We start from the raw sequence: 17,970 nt of genomic DNA, 5'->3' as shown, positions 1-17,970 counted from the left end.
TACCGCTATTGTCAGAAACTTCCTCCAAGCCCGGCGCTCATTTGTATATCCAGATTCGACGAGATTGGGAGATTTTCATCAATGCAAACCTATAGAGACTACAGACCGTTTTATACACAGCCCGTTGTTGTCGACACCAGCAAAGACGATGAATCTATCGCGCACCGGAAAGATGCAAAACATCACACCAAAAATAAAACAACCCTAGAGAGACAGCAGAAAGAGCAAAGAGAGAGTAAAAAGGCCTATGTTAAAAGATTCGATGGCCGTCGCAACATTCCCAAAAAAAACTCTCCCTCTAAAACTCAACCTATCTCGTCCCTGTGTATTACTCCTGCTGAGGTAAGAGAACTGTACTGCAGCTTCCAGAAGCCTGATAAAGCTGCGCCCAGTAATACCAATCCTGAACAGATTTTTGAAGATCAGGAATCTCTTACCACTCTGCAGCAAGATTATTTAGAGTCGAGAGGGTGGCAGGAGTTTTCCTGTTTCCAACACTTCGCCAAGTTTGGACTGAGGCTAGAAGATTTGGGAGCAGTTGAGTGCCGTGCTGTCAGAGACCTGATCACAGCCCATAACTGCCGTGATATACAAGGTTTCATTGGTAAAGGGAAATACAATGGTTACCAATCGGACCGGGAATTTCTCGTGCATTGGGCTATCACCCACAACCAGCCCAATGTATTACAGCACCTACTTACTCTTGATAAGAGTCTGGCCAACGCATGGGCTTACGATCACAACAGGGATGAAACAGGTAAAGTACAAAGCCCTCTGATGCGCGCTGCAAAAACAAATAATCTGGCCTGTGCCACACAGCTAATTCATGCCGGGGCCAACATTAATGACAAAAGTCACTATCTGATGGATGAACGCACAATCAGTCAATCCTGCCTCCATGTTGCCACTACACAAGAAATGGTGGAGTTACTCTGTTCTCACGGTGCGGATATTAACATGACTGATGGCGTCAATGGCGGGGGCACTCTCCTTCACTCTATGGCCGGAGATCATTCCCGCGCCGCCAAAACAGGTTCAGACAATATCGACAGGGGCTGGCTAAACAACGCATGGCTACCCGTTTTACAACGAAAAGGGGATTTAACAATAACAACCCCTGAAGGAAATACCCCTCTGCATGTTGCTGCGTTGACTGGCAGAGCCAATATGGTACTGGGTATGCTTTACCCGGCCGCCAGAAAGCAACATAAAAACTCACACTCCGCCGCCACCGCACAACAGTTCAAGATTCTGGATAAATCCGCTGATGAATTAACCAGGATGGTCAACAAAGATGGCAACACCTCTGCACATATGGCAGCCATCAGTGGCGACCTGGATACCATAAAACTGATTTACACAGCTGGAGGAGACCTTACAGCACGAAACCAAAATGGTCACACCCCTCTGCAGACAGCTCTATATAAGTTCATCTATTTCCCAATAAGAACGCAAAGTCAGAGGCAGGCAGTGGAATGGTTAATGCAACAGCATCTTAACGCCACCAATTCCCCTGAGTCACTTATGGCACAGATCTATGAGGTACTTTCAGACCCTTCCATGATCCCCAGTGGTTATGAAGAATTGACTTCGGAGGAGCTTGGTATTGAAGATTGCTTAACCAAACTGGCCAAAATAATTAATGACCTTACCAAAACTGGAAGTGAGGCCGCAGATATCACTTCCAGAAAACAAAGCCTGATGTCCTACTGGACCCTGAGCACACGGGCAAAACAATCCTATACCAAAACCTGCTCTATGGCACATGCCATGGAACGGGGTGAACAAGTTAAAAGGATTACAGAGCTACTGAAAAGGGTTGCCTACTACGGAAGCACCGAAGGGGCTCAAGAATTAAACAGTGGTAAGCTGGACACGCCCCTGCCTTTTCCAGTGGCTTTGGCAGTAAGTATTTTTCAGGTTCCGGGCAGAATGAGGCGCTTTATACCAACGACCGCTGATTTGCTGGCTGGTTCTCCAATACCACATATTATCGATATTGCGAATGTTCCGGAAACAAGCCTGCTTGGCTCGTTTCTTTGCCCGGAAGATCCAGACTCCCCCTATCAATCTCTTGTCAAAGCACTGAGGTCACACCCTTCCACTACAGTATGCAAATGGGCAAAACATTATCGAGATGCTGTATCACACAGATTAAATTGGGATCAAACCGCCTAAATCCTAATAAGGAGCACATCCTTGTACGTGCTCCTTATTCTCTATCAAAATCCTGCAGATAACCGAACGAAAATTTCTTTTCTAATCAAGAATATGCACACTCAAATATCATTGTCAGTTTAACTGTTTCCATAGTCAGAAACTTGTTAAAGAGAAATATTCATTTGTGTACCCCGAGTACTCAATTAATACAGATGAACAATGATACTGACGTACACTGACAGCACTTTATACTGTGTTTCTACAGGAGTACGTAACAAGGGTTAACCGAAGAGGCCTGCGACTCCTACAAGTACGACCATTCCTGGTGCTATATACCGGAACAGGCTTATCCAGTAGAGAGTACTTCCTTTGCCAGATATGTCTAGTTGCCCCATAACCATCGCATGGGGTAATACCCAGCCAACAAAAACCAGCACCATAAACCCGGTGGCTGGCAACAAGATATTGGTTGCCAAACCTGTCCAGAGGTCAAACACGCCCTGCCCTCGCAGTGATACATCCTTCAACAGATTGAAAGACAAGGCGGGAATCATACCCATACTCCACACAACACCACCAACCACCCATGAAGCCTTTGCCCGCGATGTTGAGAACAAACGGGCAGTAGAAGCCACCAACGGTTCTGCCAAGTTAATTGAGGATGTCCAGGTTGCAATAATAAACAGGATAAAAAATACCGGCAGAACATATTCACCCATTGGCATAGCATCCAAAGCCCTGGGCAGAGTCACGAACATCAGTCCAGGGCCGCTTGATGGATCAAGCCCATCACTGAAAACAACCGAAAAAGTGGCAACGCCAGTGAGCATCGATACCAGTAAATCCAAGATTACAACAACTGAAACAGCTCCCAGAATAGACTGGCCTTTGGGCATGTAAGCACCATAAGCCATTAAACAACAGGCTCCCACAGCCAATGTAAAAAAAGCATGCCCCATGGCCTCCACTAAAACTTTAGGTGTAATGTGATCCCAGGATGGAGAAAAAAGATAATCCAGCGCCTGACCAAAGCCAGATAACCCAGCAGCGTATACAACAAGGAGAATCAGCAGCACATACAAAAGTGGCATCAATAAATAATTCAATCGCTCCAGACCGTGAGCTACCGGACGGCCATTCACACTCAGTGTCATGAGCAGAAAACAGGAGTTGAAAATTATCAGCAACACCGGATCGCTTAAGAAACTATCAAAGAATTGCCCAAGCCCCTGAGTATTCAATCCGGAAAGCTCACCTTGAACGGACTTAATCAGATAATACCCACCCCAACCGGAAACAACCGAATAAAAAGAGAGAACCATAAGTGCTGCCAGCATTCCAATAATCGCTACAGCAGACCAGTGCCTTGAACCACCATGAGTGACAGCAAGCTGCCTGAGACTGGTCGCTGGAGTTGCCCTTCCAGCCTGCCCAACCAAAATCTCTGCCGCCATAGCAGGCACACCAAGAAGAAATACAAACAACAGATAAAACAGCAAGAAAACACTGCCGCCATTTTCACCGGCCATGTAAGGGAAACGCCATATGTTACCTAGACCAACAGCCGCCCCAGCTACGGCAAAGATAAAGCCAAAACGTGTCACCATCCGCTGATCGGCAGACATAAACTTCCCCCTGATGTTTTCCTGTCAGATTAGACATCATAGGAAAATTTACCTGCCCTACATTCGATCAGATATAAAAAAAGCGCCACTTAGGCGCTTTTCCATTGGCGGATAAACTCAAGTTAAACGATTAAAACCATCCAATGCCGCAACTCGGTAGGCCTCAGCCATGGTTGGGTAGTTAAACGTTGTATTGAGAAAATAACTCAGTGTATTTTTTTCATCGGGCTGTTCCATAATGGCCTGACCGATATGAACAATCTCAGAAGATTGGTCACCGAAACAGTGGATGCCAAGAATTTCCAGTGTTTCTCTATGGAACAGGATCTTAAGCATGCCTGCCGTCTCACCGGTAATCTGGGCGCGTGCCAAACGAGAAAAGAATGCCTTTCCCACTTCGTAAGGAACCGATTCCGCCGTTAACTCTTCCTCTGTTTTACCAAGGGAGCTGATCTCTGGAATTGTGTAAATGCCTGTAGGCACAGAACTCAACTGGTTGACCGGACTATCACTGCGGATATTCGTAACAGCAAATCTGCCCTGATCATAAGAGGCACTGGCCAGGCTTGGCCAGCCAATGACATCTCCTGCTGCATAGACATTTTCGACTGACGTCTGATACATTTCGTTGACTTTCAGCTGACCACGGCTGTCAGCATCAAGACCAATATTTTCCAGCCCAAGGCCAGCAGTATTACCTGTGCGCCCGTTTGCCCACAGCAATGCGTTGGCCTTTATAACTTTGCCGGACTTAAGATGCAGAATAACGCCATCATCTGTACCTTCAATGCGTTGATATTCTTCATTATTACGAATAATCACGTTGTTGTTGCGCAGATGATAGCTGAGAGCGTCGGAAACTTCTTTGTCAAGGAACGACAGCAGACGATCACGGGTATCAACAAGATCGACCAATACCCCAAGGCTGGAGAATATTGACGCGTATTCACTGCCAATAACCCCAGCTCCATAAATAATAATTCGTCGAGGTGTATGGGTTAGCTCAAGAATTGTGTCGCTGTCATAGATACGGGGATGGCTGAAGTCCACATCCGCCGGACGATATGGGCGCGAGCCAGTCGCAATCAGAATCTGGCGGGCGGCAATTGTTTCAACATTACCGTTATGCTCAACAATCTCAATAGTGTTTTCATCAACAAAGCTGCCAGTCCCGAAATACATGGAGATACGGTTACGGGAATAATACTGAGTCCGAGACCGAACCTGCTGGTTGATAACGTCATAGGCATTTTTCAGCACATTCGGAAAACTGAACCAGCGCGGCTCACCAATTTCCCGGAACATGGGATTGTTGTTAAAGGTATAAATCTGTTTAACGGAATGACGCAGCGCTTTCGAAGGAATAGTTCCCAAATGAGTGCAGTTGCCACCCACGACACGCTTTTGCTCAACAACCGCAACGCGTTTGCCAAGCTTTACCGCATTCATGGCAGCCCCTTCCCCCGCAGGCCCGCTACCAAGAATAATCAGATCGTAGTTTGTTATTCCCATGGAAACTCCCTTTAAACCGGGATCACCGGTTTATCTTTTTTATTGTCATCCTGTGGTACAGCAGACGACGCTGTTACATAGCTCGAGTATTTTCAGATTGTGGCGCAGCCGCATCATAAAACAGAGCTTCCGGAGCCTCAGCCAGTGCATCTTTATCATCACCGCCGCCACAAATCGGGCAGCTCTCCTTCAGACCAAGGTTGCCAAGGCCGCCACATGAACCTTTGATTGGCTTGTTGGCAAAAATAACCCCTACTGCCATGCCAGCAATAATGAGTAGCAACAAACCGAATGTCATAATTATAACTGTCATAATAAAACCCCAATCTACTTATTTATCAAGGACATAGCGGTTAAAGTTACCAGTTGCACGAGAAGTGAAACCCTTGTCCGTATGATAGATAAAATAAGCATCAATATTTTTTTCCCGAGCCAGCTCAATACCAGCTTTCTCTCCCAGGATCATAAACATAGTGGCATAGGCGTCTGCCAAACCGGTATCGTAATTGACCACTGCCACAGAGGCCAAACGGTGCTTCTCAGGATAGCCTGTACGGGCATCTATAAGGTGAGAAAAATGCACACCTTCCACTTCGTAATAGTTCAGGTAATCACCTGACGTTGCAATCCCCTTATTGTCCAGGGAGACAACCGTATTCACCCGGCTCTCCAGTACCGGCTCACGAATGGCTATTTTCCAACCTTCGCCTCCTGACTTTTTCCCTCTGAGACGCACCTCGCCGCCAACCTCAACCATATAGCTGGTAAGACCAGATTGCTCCAGAACTCTGGCCACCTGATCCACACCGTAACCCTTGGCGATGGAGGAAAGATCAACAAATACTGGTTTACTCTTGGTTATTGTACGGTTTTTCCTGTCCAGAATCAGCGACTGATAACCTGTTTCTGCCAATGCCCTGGCAATAGCGTCCGGTGTTGGCACAGAAGTCACCCGTCCTTTCTCCAGCCACTTGGCAAAAGCAGGCTGGGCATTGTCACCTATCTGTTCCGGCATCTCCCTCTGAAAACCTGACCCACTGCCAAATCCCCAAAGGTTAACCAAAGCCCCTACCGTTACGTCATAGGCACCACCGGAAATTGTGGAAATATGAATAGCCTGTTCAAGCAGATGGAACAGCTCAGGACTTGCCGTAAACGGAACCCCAACTGGCGTTTTGTTCAACATCATTAGTTCAGAGTCAGGAATGTAGGTGGAAAAGATCTGGTTAACATCCACCAGCGATTGTTTGATCCCCTGCAACACCTCAGCATCAGGGGTACTATTGGTAACATATTTGACCGACCAGCTGGTTCCCATTGTGGGACCACCGGCCTCTGCAATACGCGGAGTGTTAAAAAGATCAGAAAAACGAACAACCAGTGCCAGTAAAAAGATTACAGCAATGGCAATAAAGAGACGTCTACTCAAGGGAAGAATCCGCACAAAAAAGAAGAATGCGGCTCGATTTTACCGCCAGACACGCCCACTGTCAGCTAGTGCTGGCCATGAGGTGTGGTTTCTGCCCCCACCTATTGTTTGCTACCTGGCATGTCAACTGCCAGTCACCCGGCAAATGGACAATAAACATAGACAATAGAAAGGCTGCTTCGATGGTCACCGAAACAGCCTTTGGGTTGGAAAAGCCAATGTCGTCCGCTATTCAGCAAATGGCATTGGTTTTGGTCACAGCGGTTTTATCAAGCCAGCGAGCTGGAAACCAGGTTATTTAATGGGTGGTTAACCTGATATGTGCTCTCGACAGTGGTGTAGTCGCTGCTTTCATGGCTGGCCTTGAAGGCAGCAATATGCTCAACCAGCTTTTTGATATGTTCATTAGAGTTTATTGTAAAGGCTTCACCGTTATTAAAATCACCCTGAGTGAACTGAATACTATCAAAAAGTCGTTTAGTCGAGCCTTTCCCATAAAAAGAGACAGAACCTCCACCCTTTAAGAGTATCTCTGCAGTGCTGAAGTCGCGAACCATATCAACATTGCCCTCGATAATCAGATCCATACCCAAATCAGCATTCCGTTCATAACCAATGTATGAACCAGTATCCTGACCTACAATGACCTTGGTATCGTCCAGCTTCCAATACGCTGCATGTTCGTTGCGGTAAAACTTACCACTACCCTGACGAGCATCAAGAATATCATCCTTTGATAGATTGAATGTCGTCCACAGCCCCTCACTGTTTAACAGGAGATCTTTGCCAGCACCACCGGTGATTGTTCCATTATTAACTGTGCCTTTGAGGATATCATCACCAGCACTTCCAAAAATACCAGACTGTCCCTGCACCGTTTCAATATAACGTCCACGACGGTCAGGGGAATTGTGCTGAACCATATGGGATCCATAGTCAGCGCCGTCTGCAGTCACAAGCTGATCAAACAGGAACTGTTCAATGGCTTCTGAGGTTGCCAAAGCTTCATCATCAGCAAAGCTGATATTTTTCAGCTGAGTGGTTACAGCCTCAAACAGAGGAGCCCAGGAGCCATCAACAGCCGCCCCTTCAGGCAGTGCCATATGAGCCAGGGTTACGGGCTTCCCTCTCCGCTCTGTCTTGAATGCCAGAACATCTTTATTATCAGCATCCTTAATCAGCTCCAGAGTGGTGTTATGGGAATAGGCATCGGTTAAATCCAGATCGCCATCACGCATCCGCTCATTGAAGGCATTGAGCCTATTCTGGCTGAACAGTTCAGCCATGGCATCGGCATTATTGCCCTGGGCTGCGAACTGACTCAGGAAACTGTAGTTTTCGCTAATATTCAGCTTGCCAATGTCGCCTGCACCAATGCCGGACAGGAAGTCTTCCGTTGCTTCAATCAACTGGCTAATGTCCGCGCTGCTGAGTGTGGTCGTCTCACTCCCATCTTGCAGGCGGAACTCTTCAACAGCATTTTCACCACCGTCCCTGAAGTGATCAAGAACCTGTATTTTTCCTGTCGTTGAATCAATAGTCTCTTCGCTGAACCGATTTAGCGTGACAATTTCAAGGTTGTCACCAACCCGGCGGAATAGCTGTCTATTGTCGTTGGCATAGCTGTTGAATACCTCCAGTACATCATGGCCGCCATCATCCCAGACAGCTTTTGCCGCTGGATCCACACCGTTAACGATAAATTTATAGGTCTGATCCTGATCGTTACCATGGACAAAAGCGTTCTTTCTACTGAAGTGATCCTGAAACTGCGTATTGTTTGCTGCCAGGTTAATGTACGAATCAGAAGAATTATAAGCTAATGTGGTCTCATCCCCGTCTGTCCCCAGATTAATGGTTTGATGGTTTTCGCCCAGGGTATCAAGCAGGTCATCAACAATATGGCTGTGATTTTGGAGCAGATCCCAGCTAATGGGAGGCCGATCGCCCAAATGAATTTTCACCTGATCCGAATTGACGACACCATCTATATCATAGATTCGGATCCTGCGCCCTCCTGTTGTATGGATCGTATTGCTAGTGATTTCCTGGATCATATCAATACCACCTTCAAAATAGAGGTGATAGACAGCATTACTATGGGCATAATCCGGATGACCGATGTCGCAGTCCTTTGATTTATCGTTGAAAACAACGGATATGTGCGCGCCATCTTCCTTGGCTGCCACTAGGGTTAGACCGCCCTGCCTGGCATCGAGAACACCACCATTATCAAGATAATAGCTCTGCCAGAAAGTTGATTCGTTGATAAACGTATCGCCACCCGTACCGTAGTGATGACCTTGCGTCCTGGTCTTGACGCGGACCACATCGGCACCTGCAGTGCCTTCAGAGTGCCGTTCTGTAACTTCAATGTCTCTGCCACGCTTATCTGTTATACCAGCAGGGTCGTCAGTCAGAACCAGCTGGTCGTAAAGATAGCTGCGGATGTCTTCTTCATGGGAAAAAGAGGAAACAGCACCACTTTCGTCAGCAAAAGCAATCCGGCCAACGCCTGCTACTATCTGGTCAAAAATAGGTTCCCAGTTGGTATTGGAACGGGCTGATTCAGCCAGCTCAAAACGGGCGTAGGTGATAGTATTGCCGTTGTTATCCTTACCCTGGAACAACAAGGCAGGCGCTGCAGATGCGATATCAACCTTTAGGGAGATTTCATCCTGACCGATGCCATCAAAGACCAGGCGATCTCTGGTGTCATCCTCTATATCTACAATCCTGACATCCCGTGCAGTTTTGGAGATAATGAAGGTATCTTCCCCACTGCCACCATTCAGGGTACCAGTGCCGTCTGTGGACAGGATGTCGTCACCTCCCCGGCCTTCGAGTACGTTATAACCACCCAGGCCATTCAGGACGTTGTCCTTATCGTTGCCCAGCAGAGTATCTCGACCAGCATGCCCTACCACATTCTCAAGCTTATCAAAGACCCCGATATTCTTTGTTCCAAGGTAAGCATTCCCTATGTAGCTGGGGGCGCTCCCCAAAGCCACCTTTAATACCTTATCACTTCCTTCTTCTTGGCTGTATGTAGCAAAAGAAAGTGTGTCATTACCATCACCACCAAGGAAAAGGAATCTGGCATCCGGGGAGTTAACAACCAGCGTATCATCACCATAGGTGCCCTTGAATTCGACACCATAGGGTGTCCATGGGTTAGACTTGATTTCATAATAATAACCCGGACTAACAAATTCAGAATCGCGATATGTGTACTGGCCCAAGGATGTTGGCGCAATACCCTTTCCGCTAACCAGAGTGATCCCTTTCGCAGTTCCCGTGGCATGCAGCTTTACTGTGGTACCATCGGGTGCAATGATGTTTTCTACATTTTTCAGTGTGAATAGATCTTTATCTTCCCGGAGGTTCACCCTTACAGGGTAATGTCGATCAATAGTGTGCCTGACAGAATATCTCGACAAACTAACAGATTCACTCCCTAGATTGATATTCATGGTGTAAATGATCCTGCTTATCCCCGTCCCAGGCTTATCCCCAAGCTGATCAGACAAGTAGCCTAACCCGGAAAAATCAACGGTATCATTACCGTCGCCACCATCAAACAGGCCAACGACAGGCGAACCGTTGAACTCTGCAGAATTTGTAGCGTCGATAATGAATGTATCATCACCACCACGCCCTTCAAGGTGGTTTCTAAAGCTGCCACCATTGATCAGGTTGGCTTCATCATCACCTTTGATGGTATCAAAGCCGCTTGAGCCACGAATATTCGTGATATTGCTGATCTTGCCTTCAGTGATTTCCGTGGTTTTATTGCCATCGTCGTCTTCGATGATGTGGGTGGCCTTAATATTATTGGAACCATCCCCTGCCTTCTGCAGATCAACCTCCAGGGTACCGTTACCGGTATAGGCCAGGGTGTTGCTTCCGGCACCACCATCTATGGACAACCCATCAACTTTGGCCACATACACCGAATCGTGACCGCCACCCAGGGTAACAGTCGTATCCTTGCCAGAAACCTGAACAGTGTCGTCTGATGAGCTACCGGTCACATCCACGTCATCCTTGCGGATAACCAGAGTTTCAAAGTTTTTGTAGGAGACTGCGCTACTGTCGGCTTTTGCCTCTGTGATAGTGCCGGTACCATCCTCTATTGTGTATGAGAGGTGGGAATTCTGGTCCGAGTTCACAATTAATGTGTCGTGGCCTTCACCACCGTCGGCTTTATCACCAAACTGGTTAATGGTAATCACATCATTACCACCATAACCATACAGTTCATCTTTCTTGGTAACGGTGTTGACCATACCATTCAGAACGTTGTCGTTATCATCACCATGGATAATGTCGGACAGCGCACTACCGTAAACATTTTCAATGTTTTTCACACTGATGTTTTGACCAAAGCTGCCTCCGACATTCGACAGGAACGCCAGCTTGTAGGCATTACCCAGTACTGGATCAACAGTCCCGGCAGAGTACACCATGTTTTCGAAGGCCCCACGGATACGGCCTACCGGATCTTCCTGATACTCAGCATGACCTATGTAATTCCAGTCATTGGGCCTTGAAGAGCGCGTATCCTTCCTGTACCCGGCAGCGATCATGTCATCCAGTTCATGGCTGTAGTACAGGTCCCAGCGAACCTCCTGACCACTATGCCGATCTTTTGAAAAATCAGTATCGAAATGAACAAACTTATTACTACGCAGGTACTCCTCCATGGTGTGGCCCTGGTAGTTCGTAGAGTAATGGGTGCGGTAACTGAACAGGCTGCGATAGAAATCGTTTTTCTGATGATTTCCCTCATCGGCAGTCGGAGCAAAGTGGCCTCTTTTTTCTGGTTCGGGCAAGGTTGCTGATTCGCCATCATCAACATACAGGCCAATTTTCGACAAAAGGGCTAATACGTAGACATTCTCCAGCTCGGCAGGAACACCCTCAGCAGTGAAATCCTGATTATTAAAAGCCTCAGTGATACGGTGCGCCGGGTTGTCTTGATATTCCGCATGCCCCATATAGTTCCAGGTTGTGGGCCTTGAAGAGCGTTTATCCTTTCTGTAGCCAACCGCGATAACATCATCCAGCTTAAAACTGTAGTGGATTAACCAGCGAACTTCCTGGCCACGTGCCCAGTCTTTTGAGAGATCGACATCCATCAGAACGAACTCGTTCTCCTTCAGATAGTCTCTCATTCTCCCGTCGGTGTAATTTGTGGAGAAATTCGTGCGGTAATTGAAGACACTGCGATAGAAATCATTGACTTGTCTGTGAACATTGCCATGATCATCCGGTGCAAAGTAGTTCGCTTTATTGCTTTTGAGCAGGCGCACCAACCCTTCATGATCGACATCAAGACCCATGGCACCGTAGTTTCTACCGGGCTTAGGCTGCAGGTGAGTCACAACAGAGTACTCTTCCAGCCCCAGTCTTTTTATCATCCGGTCATTAATGATAGTGACCAGTGTATCCTTATCCTCACCACCGTCGACCGCTTTATCGTTCATTACTTCGACGTTGATAACATCGTCACCTGAACCACCGTCAGAGCTGTCTCGCCCCAGACCCGGGATCAGGCGGTCATTACCCTCTCCACCGTCCAGGAAGTCGTTGCCGCCACCGCCAATAAGGATGTCATTGCCACCATTGCCGTAAAGCTTGTCGTTGCCTTTTCCGCCATCCAGGTAGTCGTCGTTGTTCCTGCCCTCAAGAATGTGGCCCTCGGTTGTCTGGTCAAGAATAGCCAGTCTGAGGTCGTCAGAATTCGGTAAACGCTCTGCCCTGTCGGTCAGCTTGCGATTCACCTTTTCTTTAAGGTTTTGACCGGTTCCGAAATCACCAACAGTGGAGTCTGTATCAACGATCACTTCAAGGCTGTCGTAGCCCATCTCCCGGAAGTTGTCTCCCAGGGTAGCGATATACTGCTTGAATCCAGAAGAGTCCAGGTAATCCGCAAAGGCATTTCTCTGCAACGCATCTTTGTTGGTCACAGCCTCCAGAAGGAAACCAAGCCCGATATTCACACCGGTAACACCCAGGTTAACGATATCGAGAAGGGTAGAGATCACAGAGCCGGGGCCAGGAAGGAAATCCGCAATCAGGCTGGCGACATCCAGGACAATACCCACACCGTCAAGACCGGCCTGCACCCCCAGAATGACAGCCTGTCCCGTCTGCCCCTCTTTACGGGCTCTGTCGGCAGCCATGGCGTTGCGGGTCAGGGAAACACCACCAGCAGCAACAGCCAGTGCCGAACCCACACCAATAGCAAAGCCCGCGGCCGCTTTAGACAGTTTTGTGCCCGCCGTTACGCCCGCGTGGGCCGCGCCTTTACCAAAGAACTGTGCCACCTGCTGAGCCGACTCAGAAGCCGCTTCCTTAACAATGCGAGTGGCGATAATATCGGTCAGTTTGTAGGTGGCACTGACCAGACCCAGGGCACCGGAGGTGATAATCAGGGCACCATCCGCTTTATTACCCTCTTGCACACTCTCAAAACCGGCCTTTACGCTCAGGGCACTAAAAGCAAAACCTGTCGCGGTCCCTAAACCACTGAGAGCCGGGCCGGCTTTGCCTGCCTTAACATCAATCGCATCATCCACAGACGTCGCAGCACCACGGGAGCGGCTGAGAGTTGTCCCGTGCTTGAGAGCCGCCAGGGAGGTACCGGCAACAGACAAACTGTAAGAGGTACCCGCTTTCAGTATGCGACTGTTCTGAACATACTCCAGTGCAGCGGTGGCACCCTCACCCAGATTGGAAGCAGCGGATTCTTCCAGACCTTCTGCTGCGTTCTCTTCAGCCTTGCCAAAATCTGTGGCTGAGGTGCTGCTATTCATGAGCTCAACATCAGCCAGGGTACCTTTCCCCTGGGATAGACGACTATAGGCTGCCAGTGCATCCCTGACCTCCTGATCCTGCAGTGTGGCTTTCAGAGCCTGCACCATCTCGGAATCCTGAGGGTAGTCATCCAGCCTGGCCAGCGTCTTGTCAATCAACACTGTCGGATCCAGATCAGATTCATCACTGGCAACCGGCTGTGCTGTGAGACTCTTGACCAGGTCAGCCATCAAGTCATTCTGGATAACATCAGCTAGTTCGTTGAGTTTTTGTACTTCAACATCATCCGGAGATGGGGTGTTACTTTGAGTAGCCATACGTTTCAATCCTATGGACATTTGTCCTGTTTGGTTTGAATGAACCTATGTGTGTTTTATCGGGTCTGACCGCTACAGTCAGATCGTTACCGTCCTGGCCTTAACGCTCCCTTGCTTATGCCTATTCAGCAGAGCACGCAGAAGAACGAATTCACGACAACTGCTGAATAACTGCGCTATCTTCAGGCCTTCATGCGACGTCTATCGTTCTTTCAGGGACTCATCCTGATATCTCAGGAAAGGCGCGAGAAAGTACTCCAGTACCCGGCGCTTGCCGATTTTGATTTCTGCTGTGACAGCCATGCCGGGCTGCAGCTTCTCCCAATGGTCGTCAACCAGAATGCGGGTGGTATTCAGGCGGATACGCATAGGATAAATCCGGCCCACACCTTCCTGTTCCACCGAGTCCCGGGACAGGTGGCGAAGCTCGCCGTCTATCAGGCCATAACGGGTGTAAGGGAAACTCTCCACCTTGATTTCGACATGCTGACCTTCATGGAGGAAGCCGATATCCTTGTTCAAAGCCATCGCTTCCACTTCCAGCACTGCGTCATCGGGAACAATAATCATCAGTGTCTGGGCAGACTGAACAACAGCACCTACGGTGTGCACTTGCAGCTGCTGCACAGTTCCATCAGAGGGTGCGAGAAGATAACGGTTCTGTTCCCGCTCCATGGCTTTGGTCAGGGTCAGCTCTGAGGTATGGGCCTGGGTGCTGTACTCCTGTAACTGGGAGAGGCGCTCACGACGGAACTCTCTGTTCAGGCGCATTCCTTCATTTTTAACGGCAACAAGCGCAGCCCGGGCTTCTTCCAGACGATTCATCTGCACCAGAAGGTTCTGGCTGGTTTCAACCTGTTGTTCTTTGGAGGCCAGCCATTCGATATGAGAGATGTGTCCCTTATCCAGAAGCGACCGAATCGACTTTTCCTGCTCATCAAACAGCGGCTTCAGGGTTTCCAGGCGGGTAATCTCGGCACGGGTTGCCTTGATAGTCGCCTCCTGTCGCTGAACCTGTGCAGCCTGAGAGGAGACTGTTGAGCGGTAAGTTTCCAAATCACGCCCCAGAAGCTGCTGCTGCAGAAGAACCTGTGCAGGCGACACCTTACTGCCAAGTTCGGGGTAAGCCTTCTCCAGCTCTTCCTGGTAATGGATGGTTTGAACATCCGTATCATCAAGGACAGAGAGCAGCAGGTTCAGGCGCAACTTGTTCAGCAGGGCATTGACCATTTCAAAGTTGATCTGCTGTACATCCACTTCTGATTCGGTCGGATCCAGCTTGACCAGTGGCTGCCCTTTTTCGACATGCTCGCCTTCCGTCACCAGCAGCTCTTCCACCTTGCCGATATCCAGGGTCTGAACAACCTTGACCTGCCCCTTGGGAATAATGCGCCCCTGGGCCACGGCCTCGATATCAATCTTGCCGAACCAGGCCCAGGCAATGGCGGTAATGAACAGTAGAAGAATACTGATGGAAACCGTGCGCCCCAGTGGTGAGGCGGGAGTTTCCAGAATTTCTACTGCGGCGGGCAGAAACTCCAGCTCATTGCCCTGACGCTCCACCTGAGGTTGGGCATCATGGTGCTCCTTGGAGGCTTTCCAGAGAGCACGATACTTCTTCAGGGTTTCCCCCATGCCTTTCATGAAATCCAACATCAGACTGTCTCCCCTATCTGGGCAGACCAGAGCATCGAGTAACGCCCGCCCTGCTGCAGGAGCTGCTCGTGGGAGCCCTGTTCAATCACCTTGCCATCTTCCACGGTGACAATCTGGTCGCAGCCACGAACAGTGGAGAGACGGTGGGCAATGATGATCACTGTACGGTTAGCACAGATCGCTTTCATATTGTCCTGAATAGCCCGTTCCGACTCATAATCGAGAGCGGATGTCGCTTCGTCGAAGATGAGAATGCGAGGATTCGTGACCAGCGCACGCGCAATAGCAATACGTTGTCGTTGGCCACCGGAAAGACCCGCTCCCCGTTCACCAATCTCAGTGTCATAACCGTGGGTCAGTTGCAGGATAAATTCATGGGCACCAGCCAGTTTGGCGGCCGCAATGATATGATCCATCGGCATGGTTGGGTCAGACAGGGCGATATTGTCTTTCACCGAACGGTTGAACAGGATGCTGTCCTGCAACACAACGCCTACCTGTCGTCTCAGCCAAGCCGGGTCCAGCAGTGCCAGATCATTGCCGTCTATCATCACCCGACCATATTCCGGGATATAAAGCCGCTGAATCAGCTTTGTCAGCGTTGATTTACCGGAGCCAGAACGACCCACAACACCAATCACCTGCCCGGCCGGGATGGTCAGATCAACGCCCTGCAGAATTTCGGGGCCAATGGGGGAATAACGGAAGCGAACATTTTCAAAAACAATATCGCCCTTGATCGGTGGCAGTGTTGGGCGATTCAGGCTCTGCTGTGGTTCTCCGGGAACATTCAGTACATCACCAAGACGATCCAGAGAGATACGGAACTGCTGGAAATCCTGCCACAACTGTGCCAACCGTATAATTGGCATGGCCACCTGGCCGGAGAGCATATTGAAAGCAATCAGCTGACCAACACTCAACTGTCCAGTAATCACCAGTTGGGAGCCTTTCCACAACAGCAGGGCTGTGACGATCTTACTCACCAGTTGCACGGACTGGCTGCCGAAAATACCCAATACCACTGAGCGGAAGGAGGCTTTCACATAACCGGCCAGCTGCTCTTCCCAGCGCTGACGCATTTGAGGTTCCACCGCCATGGATTTCAGGGTTTCCATACCAGTGACAGATTCGGTAAGAAATGCCTGGTTCACAGCTCCGCGCTGGAACTTCTCTTCTGTACGAGCGCGAAGTTCTGGGGTGATAAGAACAGAGATAATGATGTAAACCGGAATGGAACCCAGAACAATCCATGTGAGTGTTGACGAGTAATAGAACATCACTGCGAAGAACACGAAGGTAAACAACAGATCCAGTACAACCGTTAACGCATTACCGGTAAGGAATGAGCGGATACTCTCCAATTCCCGCACCCTGGCAACAATCTGCCCGACCGGACGCGCACCAAAGTACGATATGGGCAAGCGAAGCAGGTGATCAAACAGCCTCGCTCCCAGCTCGACATCCACCCGACTGGTGGTGTGGGAAAAGACATAGGTTCGCAGGCCGTTCAAGGTGATATCAAAGAGCGTGATAATCACCAGCCCCACCACAAGAACGTCCAGTGTTGTTAACCCCCGGTTGACCAGAACCTTATCCATCACCACCTGGAAGAACAGGGGCGTGACCAGGGCAAACAACTGAATAAACAGGGAGACAAGCAGAACTTCTTTAAACAGCTTGCGATATTTCACAATCACCGGAATAAACCAGGAGAGATCAAACTTGCGTTCCTTGCCAGTCATCATGGCCCGGCTGGTCATCAGAATGGCTTCGCCATCCCAGCGTTCCCAGAGTTCCTCAATTTTTAACTGTTCTGGCTGACTGCCCGGCTGCTGAACAAGAGCCTCACCCTCTTTAATAGCTCCAATAATAAAGAACTTGTTATCTTTCCCTTTGGCGATAATTGGAAAAGGAGCCTTTTCTAGGCGTTTGGCTTTAATCGTCGTTTGTCGTGCCTTGACTCCAAGCTTTTTGGCGGCCCGCACCATGGTGATAGCATCCATATCTTGCCCTGTTGGGCAGAATTCATGATGCAGGGTTTCTGGGTCGGCGGGCTTTTTCAGGTACTGCAGAAGCATAACCAGACATAACAAACCAGTGGGAGTCTGGTGATCGTCATTATGTGTCTGGCTGGTCCCCTGACTGACGGCTGGGTTTTCTGGAGCATTAGACATACAGAACCCTTGGCTGTTGAGAGGTATTTAATGAAGTCAATTTTCAGACTTGATATAAGAATATAGATACACAGACGTATACATATAGCGACATTGCAAAAATGAACCGCGGACTTTTGCATTATTAATAATTACGTATTTTTACAACTGCTTTTATTGACTTGTTATTTTTACCAGCAATTAACCTCAACAGTTAATATTTGCAAAGGTGAAAGGAAAACCTTCCTAATAATGCACATTCCAATATTTTAAATGCGTTGAGCGGCACGCCC

At 48.8% G+C, this 17,970-nt stretch carries 8 protein-coding genes; 1 reads left to right on the top strand and 7 read right to left on the bottom strand.

Going from position 1 to position 17,970, the window contains the following annotated elements:
- Positions 1 to 81 precede the first annotated feature (81 nt).
- Positions 82 to 2,178, top strand: coding sequence for an ankyrin repeat domain-containing protein (locus tag QMA35_RS11330; protein ID WP_281647264.1), 2,097 nt, complete (start codon positions 82 to 84; stop codon positions 2,176 to 2,178).
- A gap of 263 nt (positions 2,179 to 2,441) precedes the next feature.
- Here QMA35_RS11330 and QMA35_RS11325 read toward each other — a convergent pair whose 3' ends face one another.
- The 7 genes from QMA35_RS11325 to QMA35_RS11295 all read right to left on the bottom strand — a co-directional run bounded on the left by QMA35_RS11325 (position 2,442) and on the right by QMA35_RS11295 (position 17,698).
- Positions 2,442 to 3,785, bottom strand: a complete 1,344-nt coding sequence (locus QMA35_RS11325) for a sodium-dependent transporter (protein ID WP_281647263.1) — start codon at positions 3,783 to 3,785, stop codon at positions 2,442 to 2,444.
- A gap of 117 nt (positions 3,786 to 3,902) precedes the next feature.
- Entirely contained in the window at positions 3,903 to 5,297 is a 1,395-nt protein-coding gene (gene sthA / locus QMA35_RS11320; protein WP_281647262.1) for a Si-specific NAD(P)(+) transhydrogenase, read from the bottom strand.
- Positions 5,298 to 5,370: 73 nt separating this feature from the next.
- A complete protein-coding gene (gene nqrM / locus QMA35_RS11315) occupies positions 5,371 to 5,610 on the bottom strand; it encodes a (Na+)-NQR maturation NqrM (protein ID WP_281647261.1) in 240 nt (79 codons plus the stop codon).
- A gap of 18 nt (positions 5,611 to 5,628) precedes the next feature.
- Complete coding sequence (locus QMA35_RS11310) at positions 5,629 to 6,726, bottom strand: FAD:protein FMN transferase (protein WP_281647260.1); 1,098 nt, start codon at positions 6,724 to 6,726, stop codon at positions 5,629 to 5,631.
- Positions 6,727 to 6,995: 269 nt separating this feature from the next.
- Positions 6,996 to 13,865 carry a hypothetical protein gene (locus QMA35_RS11305; protein WP_281647259.1) on the bottom strand — a complete coding sequence of 2,290 codons (6,870 nt, stop codon included), beginning with the start codon at positions 13,863 to 13,865 and terminating at the stop codon, positions 6,996 to 6,998.
- 201 nt (positions 13,866 to 14,066) lie between these two features.
- The gene (locus QMA35_RS11300) at positions 14,067 to 15,521 is read right to left on the bottom strand and encodes an HlyD family type I secretion periplasmic adaptor subunit (RefSeq protein WP_281647258.1); all 1,455 of its coding nucleotides are present in this window, start codon (positions 15,519 to 15,521) and stop codon (positions 14,067 to 14,069) included.
- Positions 15,521 to 17,698: a type I secretion system permease/ATPase gene (locus QMA35_RS11295; RefSeq protein WP_281647257.1), complete on the bottom strand. Its 2,178-nt coding sequence runs from the start codon at positions 17,696 to 17,698 to the stop codon at positions 15,521 to 15,523. Before QMA35_RS11295 ends, QMA35_RS11300 begins: the two co-directional genes overlap by 1 nt.
- Positions 17,699 to 17,970: the final 272 nt, after the last annotated feature.

Origin of the sequence: Parendozoicomonas sp. Alg238-R29, from assembly GCF_947331445.1 — a bacterium.
Classification (GTDB): domain Bacteria; phylum Pseudomonadota; class Gammaproteobacteria; order Pseudomonadales; family Endozoicomonadaceae; genus Sansalvadorimonas.
The sequence above is the reverse complement of the archived record's forward strand: the minus strand, read 5'-3'. Positions and strand labels throughout refer to the sequence as shown.

Bases quoted from the DNA above. Each gene is read 5' to 3' on its own strand.
- QMA35_RS11330 (WP_281647264.1), top strand. From the start codon at position 82: ATGCAAACCTATAGAGACTACAGACCGTTTTATACACAGCCCGTTGTT.
- QMA35_RS11325 (WP_281647263.1), bottom strand. From the start codon at position 3,785: ATGTCTGCCGATCAGCGGATGGTGACACGTTTTGGCTTTATCTTTGCC.
- sthA (WP_281647262.1), bottom strand. From the start codon at position 5,297: ATGGGAATAACAAACTACGATCTGATTATTCTTGGTAGCGGGCCTGCG.
- nqrM (WP_281647261.1), bottom strand. From the start codon at position 5,610: ATGACAGTTATAATTATGACATTCGGTTTGTTGCTACTCATTATTGCT.
- QMA35_RS11305 (WP_281647259.1), bottom strand. From the start codon at position 13,865: ATGGCTACTCAAAGTAACACCCCATCTCCGGATGATGTTGAAGTACAA.
- QMA35_RS11300 (WP_281647258.1), bottom strand. From the start codon at position 15,521: ATGTTGGATTTCATGAAAGGCATGGGGGAAACCCTGAAGAAGTATCGT.
- QMA35_RS11295 (WP_281647257.1), bottom strand. From the start codon at position 17,698: ATGTCTAATGCTCCAGAAAACCCAGCCGTCAGTCAGGGGACCAGCCAG.